Annotated in this window: 10 protein-coding genes; 5 read left to right on the top strand and 5 right to left on the bottom strand. The window is 71.8% G+C overall.

Annotation, left to right across the window (positions count from 1 at the left end):
* Window positions 1-40: 40 nt before the first annotated feature.
* Both H305_RS0101060 and H305_RS0101055 read left to right on the top strand, forming a co-directional pair.
* Window positions 41-2116 carry a SpoIIE family protein phosphatase gene (locus H305_RS0101060; RefSeq protein WP_028798767.1) on the top strand — a complete coding sequence of 692 codons (2076 nt, stop codon included), beginning with the start codon at window positions 41-43 and terminating at the stop codon, window positions 2114-2116.
* Window positions 2117-2239: 123 nt separating this feature from the next.
* Window positions 2240-3100, top strand: coding sequence for an Fpg/Nei family DNA glycosylase (locus tag H305_RS0101055; protein ID WP_028798766.1), 861 nt, complete (start codon window positions 2240-2242; stop codon window positions 3098-3100).
* A 176-nt stretch (window positions 3101-3276) separates the two neighbouring features.
* Here H305_RS0101055 and H305_RS0101050 read toward each other — a convergent pair whose 3' ends face one another.
* The 3 genes from H305_RS0101050 to H305_RS0101040 form a co-directional block, all read right to left on the bottom strand.
* Window positions 3277-3927, bottom strand: a complete 651-nt coding sequence (locus H305_RS0101050; RefSeq protein WP_028798765.1) for a zf-HC2 domain-containing protein — start codon at window positions 3925-3927, stop codon at window positions 3277-3279.
* Window positions 3928-4136: 209 nt separating this feature from the next.
* Window positions 4137-4652, bottom strand: a complete 516-nt coding sequence (locus H305_RS0101045; RefSeq protein ID WP_028798764.1) for a hypothetical protein — start codon at window positions 4650-4652, stop codon at window positions 4137-4139.
* 136 nt (window positions 4653-4788) lie between these two features.
* Window positions 4789-5337 carry a sigma-70 family RNA polymerase sigma factor gene (locus H305_RS0101040; protein WP_028798763.1) on the bottom strand — a complete coding sequence of 183 codons (549 nt, stop codon included), beginning with the start codon at window positions 5335-5337 and terminating at the stop codon, window positions 4789-4791.
* A 484-nt stretch (window positions 5338-5821) separates the two neighbouring features.
* Between H305_RS0101040 and H305_RS0101035 the strand changes: the two genes are divergently transcribed.
* Complete coding sequence (locus H305_RS0101035) at window positions 5822-7015, top strand: CapA family protein (RefSeq protein ID WP_028798762.1); 1194 nt, start codon at window positions 5822-5824, stop codon at window positions 7013-7015.
* Window positions 7016-7052: 37 nt separating this feature from the next.
* Here H305_RS0101035 and H305_RS0101030 read toward each other — a convergent pair whose 3' ends face one another.
* Complete coding sequence (locus H305_RS0101030; RefSeq protein WP_028798761.1) at window positions 7053-7532, bottom strand: universal stress protein; 480 nt, start codon at window positions 7530-7532, stop codon at window positions 7053-7055.
* 290 nt (window positions 7533-7822) lie between these two features.
* Between H305_RS0101030 and lysX the strand changes: the two genes are divergently transcribed.
* The gene (gene lysX, locus H305_RS0101025; protein ID WP_028798760.1) at window positions 7823-11101 is read left to right on the top strand and encodes a bifunctional lysylphosphatidylglycerol synthetase/lysine--tRNA ligase LysX; all 3279 of its coding nucleotides are present in this window, start codon (window positions 7823-7825) and stop codon (window positions 11099-11101) included.
* Window positions 11102-11182: 81 nt separating this feature from the next.
* Window positions 11183-12025 carry a polysaccharide deacetylase family protein gene (locus H305_RS0101020; RefSeq protein WP_028798759.1) on the top strand — a complete coding sequence of 281 codons (843 nt, stop codon included), beginning with the start codon at window positions 11183-11185 and terminating at the stop codon, window positions 12023-12025.
* Between the two features lie 39 nt (window positions 12026-12064).
* Here H305_RS0101020 and H305_RS0101015 read toward each other — a convergent pair whose 3' ends face one another.
* Window positions 12065-12727 (bottom strand): class F sortase, encoded by a 663-nt coding sequence (locus tag H305_RS0101015; RefSeq protein WP_028798758.1) that lies wholly within the window; start codon window positions 12725-12727, stop codon window positions 12065-12067.
* Between the last annotated feature and the right edge of the window lie 161 nt (window positions 12728-12888).

The following is a 12888-nucleotide window of genomic DNA, read 5'->3' as shown; positions in this document are numbered from 1 at the left end:
AGAAGTCGAACAATCGGACAAATCCTGGCAAGGTGGCCCCATGGTTCATCGGGGAGCGAGCGCCCTGTCACTCCCGGACGACTGGCCCGCCCACCCGGATCCGATCCTGGCGCTCAACCGCATGGGCAGCTTCGACTGGGACCTGGACACGGGTCTGATGCACATGGACGCCCAGGCCCACGCGGTCTTCGACATGTGCCCGGGCGAATACGACGGCAACCCCGCCACCCTGTCCGTGCGCGTGCCCGCCACCGAGTCGTACCGCCTCGACACCATGGTGTCCCAGGCCCTCAAGGACGGCAGCGAGAACTACGGCGCCTACTTCCGCATCCGCTGCCGCGACGGCTCACTGCGCTGGACGCACACCCAGGGCTACATCCGCCGCGACGAGACCGGACGGCCACGCCGGATCATCGGCATCGTGCGCGACGCCACCCGGGAGCTGAGCGAGAGCGCGGCACGCCGTGAGCAGGCCGCAGAGGACGAGGCCCGCCGGCATCAGACCAGCGTCGTGCAGATCACCACCGCCGCGCTCGCCCACGCCCGTACCGTGCAGGACGTCATCGACGTACTGAAGGACTCCCACGGACTCACCCACCTCGGTGCGACGAGCCTGGTCATGGGGCTGGTGGAGGCGGGTCGCATCCGGCTGGTCGCCGAAGGGCCCGAGGGCAGCTTCGTCCCCGGCACCCTGGTCACCCGCATCGACGAGCAGTACCCGATGAGCGAGGTGGTGCGGACCCTCTCTCCGCGTTTCATCGACTCGCCCGAGGACTTCGCCGAGTCCTACCCGCTGCTGTGGCCGCACATCACCGGTCTCAAGATCACGTCGGCCGCGTATCTGCCGCTCATCGCCCAGGCCCGCCCGATCGGCGCGATGGGCCTGCTCTACAACGACCGGTACGGCTTCTCGGCCGAGGACCGCAACGTCCTCGTCGCGCTCGGCAGCAGCATCGCGCAGAGCCTCCAGCGAGCCATGTTCTACGAGCAGGAGAAGGACCTCGCGCAGGGTCTCCAGCAGGCGATGCTGCCGCGCTCCATACCCAGCGTCCCCGGCGCCGACGTCGCCGTCCGCTACCGTTCGGCCTCCCTCGGACGCGACATCGGAGGCGACTGGTACGACCTGATCCCGCTGCCCGGCGGACGCGTCGGCGCCGTCATCGGCGACGTCCAGGGCCACGACACCCACGCCGCCGCCGTCATGGGCCAGCTGCGCATCGTGCTGCGCGCCTACGCAGCCGAGGGCCACACCCCGGCCACCGTGATGGCCCGCGCCTCGGTCTTCCTGCACGAGCTCGACACCGACCGCTTCGCGACCTGCCTGTACGCCGAGGCGGACCTGTCCACGGGGGTGGTCCAGCTGGTCCGGGCCGGCCACATCGACCCGCTGGTCCGGCACACCGACGGCACCTGCCGCAGGGTGAGCGTCGAAGGTGGCCTGCCGCTCGGCCTGTCCGCCGAGTTCGGGCGGCTGGAATACCCGGTCACCAGCATCGAGCTCGACCCCGGAAACACCCTCCTGCTCTGCACCGACGGCCTCGTCGAGCAGCCCGGCGCCGACCTCGACGACGGCATGCACACCCTGCGCGAGCTCATCTGCTCGGGCCCGGACGACGTCCGCGAGCTCGCCGATCGGCTGATCGACGTGGCGGAGGACCGCGGCGGCGACGACGACGTGGCGCTGCTCCTCCTGCGCCGTCGCGGCCTCACCGACCAGCGGTCGGGCGGACGGCTCCAGCAGCACGTCGCCCCCGGCGAACCCGAGGCGCTCTCCGAGGCGCGCCACATGATCCGCGCCGCGGTCCGTGCCTGGGGCGCGGGCGAGCGCGCCGACGAGATCGAACTGGTCGCCGACGAACTGATCACCAACGCCCTCATGCACACCGAAGGCTCGGCGATCGTCACCCTGCGCGTGCTCACCGGGCCCGACCGCCGCCTGCGCGCCGAGGTGGAGGACGTGTCCAGCGCCCTGCCGCGCCGCCGGGAGGCCGGCGAGTCCGGGGTCTCCGGCCGCGGTCTCCTCCTCGTCGACCGTCTCACCGACGTGTGGGGTGTGGAGGCCCGCGGCGGCGGCAAATGCGTGTGGTGCGAGTTCATCGTCCCGGACCGGGACTGACCCGGACCGGGACTGACCTGGACCGGGACTGACCTGGACCGTCCCGCTCCGGGACCGAGCCGGACCTGCCGCGCGTGCCCGGCGCGCCGTGGGGTTGTCGGTGCCGGATGGCACTCTGGTCGTATGCCGGAACTGCCCGAGGTCGAAGCGCTCAAGGACTTCCTGACCGACCATCTCGTCGGCCGCCAGGTGGTGCGGGTGCTGCCCGTCGCCATCAGTGTCCTCAAGACGTACGATCCGCCGGTCACCGCCTTCGAGGGACGCGAGGTCACGGCCGTCCACCGGTACGGCAAGTTCCTCGACATAGAGGCGGACGGCCTGCACTTCGTGACGCACCTGGCCCGCGCCGGCTGGCTGCGCTGGAAGGACACCCTGCCCGACGGCCCGCCCCGCCCCGGGAAGGGCCCGCTGGCGCTGCGGGTGGCGCTGGAGACCGGCGAGGGCTTCGACCTCACCGAGGCGGGCACGCAGAAGCGCCTCGCGGTGTACGTCGTGGACGACCCGGCCGGCATCCCCGGCGTGGCCCGGCTCGGTCCCGACCCGCTCGCCGAAGACTTCGACGTGGCCCGCCTCGCGGCACTGCTGTCGGGGGAGCGGCGCCGGCTCAAGGGGGCGCTGCGCGACCAGAGCGTGATCGCGGGCGTGGGGAACGCGTACAGCGACGAGATCCTGCACGCCGCGAAGATGTCGCCCTTCAAGCTCGCCTCCTCGCTGACACCCGAGGAGACGGGGCGGCTTTACGAGGCGCTGCGCTCCACCCTCACCGAGGCCGTCGAGCGGTCCCGCGGGCTGGCCGCCGGGCGCCTCAAGGCGGAGAAGAAGAGCGGGATGCGGGTGCACGGCAGAGCGGGCGAGGCCTGCCCGGTGTGCGGAGACACCATCCGAGAGGTGTCCTTCAGCGACTCCTCGCTCCAGTACTGCCCGACCTGCCAGACCGGCGGCAAGCCGCTGGCGGACCGCCGGATGTCGCGGCTGCTCAAGTAGTGACACGCACGGGTGCCGCCCCGTCGGGCGCCGGGCCTCCTGGCGAGCACCGGGGTCTCCAGCCCGGGGCCGAGGGTCTTTGGCGGGCGCCGCGCGCGTCCTGCCGGTTCCCCTGCCGGGTGCCGGGTGCCGGGTGCCGGGCGGCCCGGCGGTTTCCCTGCGAGCGCCCGGCGAGATCAGCGGGGCTTGAGGGTCACCAGGTGTTTGCCGTCGGTCGTACGCACCTCGAACTGACGGATGTCCTTGGGCCGCATCGCCGCGCCGCCCTGCATGCTGGTGGTCCTGCCGTCGTCGGGGGGCTCCATCCAGCTGGTCACGGTCTGCTCGGAGCCGTCCATGCCGACGACGACCAGCTGACAGGCGCGCGGCCCGCCGCTGTCCTTGACCTGGACGTCGACCTCGCTGCCCCACACCCGGTCCTGGGTCGTGACCTGGGCCCACACCCCGGTCCGCGTGTCCGTCGCGGAGATCTGGTCCGCACGTCCCTCGTGCGCGGTGACGATCGCGATCGCGGGACCGCCCACCGCGAGCACCACGGAGGCCGCCACGGCGTACAGCCAGCGCCTGCGCCCGGTGCGGTTCCGGGCCGCCACCTCGCCGAGCAGCCGGTCGAGCAGCCGGGGCCCGGGGGCGGCGAAGGGATGCACGGAGCGCGGAGTGGCTCGTCGGTACAGCATCAACTGCCGTGTGGCGGGGCGGAACTCACTCACCTGCGCCGAGCACTGGGGGCACTCCATGAGGTGATCCTCGAAACGGAAAGCCTCCGCCTCGTCCAGCACGCCGAGCGCGTAGGCGCCGACGTCGCGATGCCGTTCCAGGGACCTCATACCGAATACCGAATCCTCGTGGCCATGGTGCGGGGTGGGGGTGGTGTTGCTGCTGCCCACCGATACGCACCGGACCGGCGAATCATTCAAGACTCGTCCGGAATCGCGGACAAGACATTCGGAGCGGGGGCCCCCGCGGATTGGTGGGAGCCGAAAGAACTTTGCCCGCGGATGCGGCACCGCCGCCTCGGCGGTGTGGCGGCGCCGTCTCAGAAGAGGTGGATCGCCAGATGCCCGAGCGGCAGCCCCAGCCGCCAGGCCGGCGTCCACACCTTCGGGCCGTCGTCCTCACCGGGCACGGAACCGCCCCCTGGCACCGCGTCCAGGTCGGGCGCGAGCAGCTCGGTCTCCTCCAGCCAGCGCCAGGCCGCGGCCGCCAGTTCCAGGTCCGGGGCGGGAGCGCCGGACGCGGTCGCCTCGGCGGTCCGCCGCGCCATGTGCTCACGCACCCAGTCCTGCCACGGCTGGTCGTACGCCGTCAGCGAGAGCCAGGTGTCGAGCTGGGTGACGACCCGGATGCCGGAGAGTTCGTCCCCGCTGTCGGCGAGGTAGATGGTCAGCGCCAGGGCGTCGCGCCCGGCACGGAACTCGAAGGACGTGGGCGGCATCAGGTCGCCGGTCCGCAGCAGCTCGTCGGCGATGTACTCGGCGTACAACCAGGCCATGGGGACGGTGAGTTCGCCACCGCCGGTGCCGTCCGTGCTCTCTTGACCTCTGTGCAGCATCCCTTCCTGCCTTCCTCCGGTACGTGCGCGTCGCCCGAACCCGGGCCCCCAGTCCGGAACACGGATGAGGCAAGCTGATTGCTCAACCATGGTCCTCAGCAAGGCGCTTTACGGAGGTTTGACTCAGCCCACGGTTTCACCGCAGGTCGGCCGCGTATCCCGGAAGGACTCGGCGCAGGGCGCGCAGCGCGTAGTACGCGCGGGACTTCACGGTACCGGGCGGAATCCCCAGCGCCGCGGCGGCCTCCGCCACACTCGCCCCCTGGAAGTACACCAGCACCAGGACTTCACGGTGCTCGGGAGTGAGTGTCTTCACAGCCTCCCGTACGTCGAGCGTCGCCGCCGACCGTTCGGCGTGATCGGCGCAGACGCGCGCGCTCTCCAGTACCGCGTCGCCGACCTCCGCGGGGCGCGCCTGGCGGGCCCGGCGCGCGTCTATCGCGAGCCGCCGTCCGACGGTGAGCAGCCAGGGGCGTACGGAGTCGAAGTCGTCGGCGCGCAGTGCCTCGGGGTGCTGCCAGGCGCGCACGAGCGTCTCCTGCAGCAGATCCTCGGCGCGCTGCCGGTCGCCGTCGGAGAGGCGGAGCAGCAGGGCGAAGAGGGGCCGGCCGTGCTCGCGCTGAAGCGCGGCCAGCTCGTGCTCGGCGGTCGTCCCGTGCGTGATGGTGGTGGTTCCGGCCGTCATGGCCCGTATGCCAGCGCGATGCGCGCCGCTCGGACAGGCCGGGCACAGGGTTGTGCGGTGGGCGGTCGAAGCCGTCGGTGAACGGTGCGCCGAACGGTCAACCGGGTCCGGAGCGGCGTGCGCCGAGCGGTCACGCGGGCCGGGGCCGGGGCCGAGGTCGCCGAACTGTGGCCCGGAGCGGCAGCCGGGGTTGGAGCGGGAGCCGCAGCCGCAGCCGCAGCCGGGGCCGGAGTGGGAGCCGGGGGCCCGAGCCCGAGCCGGAGCTGGGGCTGGGGCTGGAGCCTGGGCCTGGGCCGGAGCCCGAGTCGGAGCCGGATGCGACGCGTGCCCGTCCCCGGCGCTCCTTCGCCCTGACGGGCCCGTCCCGGAGCGCCGGACGGGCTACCGGTGTGCGTTGCTCCTTGACTCCCGACGGCGCTCATATGTGGATTCTTCTCAATTCATATCTGTTCATAAGGAAATCCGACCGCATCGGGGCGATTCGATGAACGCACGCACACGACGGACCACCCTGGCCCTCGCGGCCGTGACCGTCACGGCTCTCGCGGGCTGCCAGGCCCGGCACCAGGCCCCCGAGGCCTCACCGTCCCGGCAGTCGTCAGGACAGCCGGCCGCACCGTCGTCCGGACATCCGGCGGCGCCCGCGCCCCGGACCGGGTTCACCCTCGTCGCCTCCGGCGACATCGTGCCCGACACCTCGATCATCGAGCGCGCGCAGTTCGACGCGGGGGGCCTGGGATACGACTTCCGGCCCATGCTCGCGGGGTCCGGACCCGCGGTGTCCGGCGCCGACCTGGCGATCTGCCACATGAATGCGGTCTACGGCGAGGACGGCGACCCGTCCGGCTCCCCGGCCCTCAAGGCGCCCCCGCAGATGGCCGACGCGCTGGCCGCGACCGGTTACGACGGCTGCTCCACCGCCTCGGACCACAGCCTGGACGACGGCGCCGACGGCATCCGGCGGACCCTGGACGCTTTCGACCGCGCAGGCGTAAGGCACGCGGGATCGGCACGCACGCAGGAGGAGGCGAAGAGCGTGACCATGATGCGCGCCGGCGACGCCCAGGTCGCGCACCTCGCCTACACCGTCGGCCCGAAGGACCGGTCGCTTCCCGAGGGACAGCCCTGGGCGGTCGACCTTCTCGACCGCGACAAGATCGTCGAAGACGCCCGAGTGGCCCGCCGGGCGGGCGCCGACGTGGTCGTGGTGTCCCTGCACTGGGGCACCGAGTGGCAGGACGCGCCGGACGAGCAGCAGCTGAAGCTGGCCAAGCAGCTCACGGCGTCCCGTACCGGCGGGCGGGCGGACATCGACCTGATCCTCGGCACCCACGCGCACGTCCCGCAGGCGTACGAGAAGGTCGACGGCACCTGGGTCGTCTACGGCCTGGGCGACCAGATCGCCGGCGAGACGGACAGCCGGGGGATCCGGGATCCTCGGGGCAACGTGAGCACGATCGCGCGGTTCACGTTCGCGCCCCCGGCGCACGAGGGCGAGCGCTGGCCGGTGGCCAGGGCGGAGTTCGTCCCGCAGGCGTTCGACGTCGACGCCGGCCGCGTCGTCGACCTCACCGCCGCCCTGCAGCAGGGCGCCGACGTCGGCGCCCTGCGCGACCGGATCCGGGACGTCGTCCTGAGCCGGGGGGCGGCCCAGGCCGGGCTGGTCATGGCGCAGTGATCCCGCGCTGCCGGGGCGCCGTTCGCCGACGGCCGGTCTACGGGACGACCGTGACCGGCCAGCGGCCCGCCTTCACCAGCCGGATGGCCACCGAACCGATGATCCGGTGCCCCGCCTGCTCGGACGCGCCGACCACCACGGCGTCGGCCTTCAGCTCGTCCGCGGCCTTCACCAGGCCGTTGTAGGGATCGCCGCGGAAGGTGTGGAACTCCCAGCGCACCTCGAATATCCCCTTGACCCGCTCGGTCGCGTCACGGATGTACTTGACCAGGTCCTCGGCGATCTCGTCGGTCGTCTCCGCGACCGGCACCCCGAGTGCCGCACCCGCCGCCATCACCGGCTGGACGTAGACCACCGCGAGCAGCGCGCGCTGCCGTCTGGCCAGGCCTCCGGCATATGCCGCCGCGCGGAGCGACGAGTCGGAGCCGTCCACACCGACCAGGATGACCTTCGGCCCGTCCGTGCCCCGCTCGAACTGATGCGGCTCGGACTGAGGTGAGCGCTGCTGTTCCGTCACGGTTGTGAGGCTATCGGAATCTGCAGGTCCGGAGGCCGTACGAGACCGAGGGATCTTGCCCCGAGCGAGCGGAATCCGCCCGCCGAGCGAGGGGGGACCGGCACACCGGGCGCCCCCGCTACGGTCGGGCGGCAGCCGCCTCCCCGGCGGCCCTGAGCCGCTCGCGCGGTGGACGGGACCGGTGGCGCGCGGTGCACGGAAGGCGCGGCGTCCGGTGGGTGGGGGCGCCCGCTGGACGGGCGATGGGGCTCGACGGGCGGGGGTGCGCCGGTCTTCCTACAGTCGGAACCATGAGTGCCACCGTGGAGGCCCGTCCGCCGAAGGACTCGGCGGGCGCGGCGAGGCGGCCCGGGGCAGGCTTCCTGGACAGGGTGCCGGAGGGCTTCGCCACCTTCTTCGGCGCCCTCGGACTGCTCTGCGTCCTGCTTGCCTTCTTCGCGCCGCTGCGCCTGCTGCTGCGCCCGGTGGTGCGCTTCCTGGACCTGCTGATCGTGCCGATCAGCGCCAACCTCGCGTACGCCGTCTTCCTCTTCCTGCTGGCCGCGGCGACCGCAGCCCGCAAGAGGATCGCCTGGTGGCTGGTGGTGGTCTACCTGGGCCTGCTGGTCCTGGTCGACATCCTGGGCGTCGCGGCGGGCATGTTCGCCCAGTCGATCCCCTCCCTCGTCGTCTGCGCACTGCTGCTGACGCTCCTGATCGTGGCCCGCGGCGCGTTCTACGCCGACTCCCGGCACGGCGCCGTCCGGCGGGCCCTCGTCGTCCTGCTGGCCGGGCTGGCCCTGGCGATCCTGATGGGCTGGGGCCTGGTGGAGCTGTTCCCCGGCACCCTGCCGCACGGGCAGCGACTGCTCTGGGCGGCCAACCGGGTCTGCGGCGGACTCGTCTCCGGGCAGTCGTTCGCCGGACGTCCGCCCCGCTGGCTGTTCCTCCTCCTCGGACTCTTCGGCGCCATCGCCCTCCTCAACGCCGCCGCCACCCTCTTCCGCTCCCAGCGCCTGGAAGCGGCGCTGCGCGGCGACGAGGAGTCCCGCATCCGGGCACTGCTGCACACCTACGGAGCCGACGACTCCCTCGGCTACTTCGCCACCCGCCGCGACAAGGCGGTCGTCTTCTCCCCGAGCGGCAAGGCCGCCGTCACCTATCGTGTCGAGGCCGGCGTCTGCCTCGCCAGCGGCGACCCCGTCGGCGACCGCGAGGCCTGGCCGCACGCCATCGGCTCCTGGCTCGACATGGCCCGCCGCTACGCCTGGGCGCCCGCGGCCATGGGCGCGTCCGAGGAGGGCGCCAAGGCGTACGCCCGATGCGGCCTCGGCGCCCTGCAACTCGGCGACGAGGCCATCCTGCACGTCGCCGACTTCGACCTCGGCGGCCGGGAGATGCGGGTCACGCGCCAGGCGGTCAACAGGGTCCGGCGCGCCGGCGCAACCTGCCGCGTACGCCGTCATTCCACCCTCACCGACCGGGAGATGAGACAGGTCGTCGACAAGGCGGACGCCTGGCGCGACACGGAGACCGAACGCGGCTTCTCGATGGCTCTGGACCGGCTCGGCGACCCCGCCGACGGCGACTGTCTGCTCGTCGAGGCGCTGGGCACCGACGGCCGGCTCCTTGCGCTGCTCTCCTTCGTGCCCTGGGGGCCGGACGGCATCTCCCTCGACCTGATGCGGCGCGACCGCAGCGCACCCAACGGCGTCATGGAGTTCATGGTCGCCGAACTGTGCGCGGTGGCCGGAAAGTTCGGCGTACGGCGGATCTCGCTCAACTTCGCCGTGTTCCGCTCGGTCTTCGAGGAAGGCGCCCGCATCGGTGCCGGCCCGGTGCTCAGGCTCTGGCGCCGACTGCTGCTGTTCTTCTCCCGGTGGTGGCAGCTGGAGGCCCTGTACCGCTCCAACGCCAAGTACCACCCGCAGTGGTATCCCCGCTTCATCTGTTACGGCGAGACCGGTGCCCTCGCGCGGATCGGCCTCGCCTCCGGCATCGCCGAGGGCTTCGTCTCCGTGCCGTCGCTGCGCAAGCTCTGGGGCAACGGGCACACCCGTGGCGCACCCGTACCCGCCACCGCCGAAGGCCTGCCCGCGCCGTCGGCCCCCGGGACGGACGGTACGGAGGAAGCCGGAGCGGCGGAGCCGTACCAGGGCCTGCCCGAGCAGGTCCGGATCCGCCACCGGACCCTCGACCGGCTCCGTGCCGAGGGCACGGACCCCTACCCGGTGGGTGTCCCGTCCCGCACCCACACCCTCGCCGACGTCCCGCAGGGCGCCGACGTCACGGTCGCCGGCCGCGTGATCCTCGTACGCGACTTCGGCGGCATCCTGTTCGCGGTGCTGCGCGACTGGTCCGGAGACCTTCAGATCGCCCTCACCCGGGCGGAGTCGGGCGCCGCGCTCGACCGGTTCCGCAAGGACGCCGACGTCGGCGACCACATCACCGCGAGCGGTCTCGCCGGCGCCAGCGACCACGGAGAGCGGACCGTCTTCGCCACCTCCTGGCAGCTCACCGGCAAGTGCCTGCGCCCGCTGCCGGACAAGCGACGGGGACTCGCCGACCCCGAGGCGAAGGTCCGCCGCCGCTACCTCGACCTGGTGTCCAGCCCGGACGCCCGCTCCCTCGTGCGGGCCCGCTCCACGGCCGTCCAGGCTCTGCGGCAGGGCCTGCTCGACCGCGGCTACCTGGAGGTCGAGACGCCGATGCTCCAGCAGATCCACGGCGGCGCCAACGCCCGGCCCTTCACCACTCACATGAACGCCTACGACCTCGACCTGTATCTGCGCATCGCGCCCGAGCTGTACCTGAAACGGCTGTGCGTCGGCGGCCTGGAGAAGGTCTTCGAGATGGGCCGCACCTTTCGCAACGAGGGTGTCTCCTACAAGCACAACCCCGAGTTCACGATGCTGGAGGCCTACCAGGCGTTCGCCGACTACGACGTGATGCTCGACCTCGCCCGCGAGCTGATCCAGGGCGCGGCCACCGCCGCCTTCGGCACGCCCGTCGCACGCAAGGACGGCACCGAGTACGACATCTCCGGGCCCTGGTCCGTCAAGACGGTGTACGGCGCCCTCTCGGAGGCGCTGGGGGAGCAGGTCGACGCCGACACGCCGCTGGAGACGCTGGTGCGGCTGTGCGACCGCGCCGGTGTGCCGTACGGACCGAAGGACTCGCGTGGCGACGTCGTGCTGGAGATGTACGAACGGCTGGTAGAGGAGCGCACGGGGCTGCCCACCTTCTACAAGGACTTCCCGACCGAGGTCTCCCCGCTGACCCGGCAGCACCGCGTCGACCCGCGTCTCGCCGAACGCTGGGATCTCATCGCCTTCGGCATCGAACTGGGTACCGCCTACTCCGAGTTGACCGACCCCGTGGAACAGCGCCGGAGGCTGACCGAGCAGTCCCTGCTCGCCGCCGGGGGAGACCCGGAGGCCATGGAACTGGACGAGGACTTCCTGGACGCCCTGGAGTACGCGATGCCGCCCACCGGGGGTCTCGGCATCGGAGTCGACCGGCTCGTGATGTTCCTGACCGGGCTGACGATCCGCGAGACGCTGCCGTTCCCGCTGGTACGCCGCCGCTGAAATGGTTCCATCGGGTGTTTTCGTGGCTCCGTACCGGTGGTGCTCAGCCGCGCCGCCCCTCCACGGGGTGACTCATGAATCATGAAAAAGGATCAGCTGTTCACCCGGCGCCGGACGTTGATCGCCGGTGCTGCCGTCCTGGGCGCGGCCGGGGCGGTGGGCACGGCCCGAGTCCTGACGGCCGAGCCGGCCGCGCGACCGGCGAGTGTCCCACCCGGCCAGGGCCCGCAGTTGCGCACGGCGCTCAAGCCCTCCGCCTTCCGCCTCCAGCCGATGGCGGGAGACGGACCGCCGCGGCACAGGCCGGTGAAGACCGCCGTCCGCCGCGAGCCGATCCTGCAGATGTCCGGAAGCGCCCGCCGCATGGTGCTGACGTTCGACGACGGTCCCGACCCGCGGTACACCCCGCACATCCTGAGCACGCTGCGCGAGTACGACGTACGGGCCATGTTCTTCGTGTGCGGGGAGATGGCCGTCGACAACAAGGACCTGCTGCGCGAGATGGCCGACGACGGCCACATCGTCGGCAACCACACCTGGACCCACCCGCAGCTGACCGAGCTCTCGCGTTCCGCGATCCGCCGCGAGATCGAGCGCACCTGCGAGGTCATCGACGACGCCTACGGCGAGCCGCCCGCCTGGTTCCGCGCACCGTACGGCGCGTGGAACCGGAACACCTTCAAGATCGGCGCCGAACTCGGCATGGAGCCGCTGGCATGGACGGTCGACTCGCTGGACTGGACGACCCCGGGCACCCGCACCATCGTCGACCGGGTCGAGGAGGGCGCCGCCCCGGGCGTCGTGATCCTCTCGCACGACGCGGGTGGCGACCGTTCGCAGAGCGTGCGCGCACTGCGCGAATACCTTCCGCACTTGCTGGACTCCGGCTACCACATCACCGTGCCGCACCGGAAATTCGTGTAGAGACGGCATGCGGGCATTCGCCCGCCCGGCCGGGAACGCTCAGCGAACCTCGACCAGGCGGGCGAACACCACGACATTCCCGTCGTAACCGTGCTGCTTGGAGAAACCGCCGCCGCAGGTGATGACCCGCAATTCCGGGGTGCCCTTGCTGCCGTACACACGGTCGCCGGGGAAATTGCTCTTCTCGAACACGTCGACGCCGTACACCTCGAACACGGCCGTCTTCCGATCCTCGCGCAGGACCTCGACCTTGTTGCCCTTCTTGAGTGCCCCCAGCCCGTAGAAGACCGCGGGACCCTGCGTGTTGTCCACGTGGCCGACGATGACCGACGTGCCCTTCTCGCCGGGCGAGACCGCGCCGGTGAACCAGCCGGCCAGGTTCGGGTCGTCCGGCGGCGGGGCATCGACCCAGCCGCCGATGTCCAGCCCCACCGGCACGGTCGGGGCGTCGACCTGGATCGCCGGGATCTTCACCCGCTGCACCGAGGAGAACGGCAGGCTGGAGGGCCCGTTCGAGAAGGTGCCGGCCGAGGTGCGGCTGTCCGCCGCGGCCGCCGACGCGGGCTGCGGCGGACCCACGTCGAACTCACCGGAGCCGTTCCGAATGAGTGCGAGGCCGGTCAGCAGAACAAGCGCTATAACGCCCCAAGGGGCGCGCTTCCTCCGCCGCTCCTCCTCTTCGGCCAGTTCGGACGCAAGCATTCGTCATCCCCTCTCGACGTGGCCGTCGCCACGTCCGTCGAGCATATGAGAACGCTAATTCCAGCACGGCCGTCCGGCGACGGGACGCGAGCGAACGGGTGGCGGAGTACATCGGTCGTGAGCCATCCGAGTCCCCGGGACCAGGAATTTTCTGACGGTCC

It is taken from the genome of Streptomyces sp. 142MFCol3.1 (genome assembly GCF_000424945.1).
GTDB lineage: Bacteria > Actinomycetota > Actinomycetes > Streptomycetales > Streptomycetaceae > Streptomyces > Streptomyces siamensis.
This window is presented reverse-complemented; position numbering and strand designations above follow the sequence as displayed.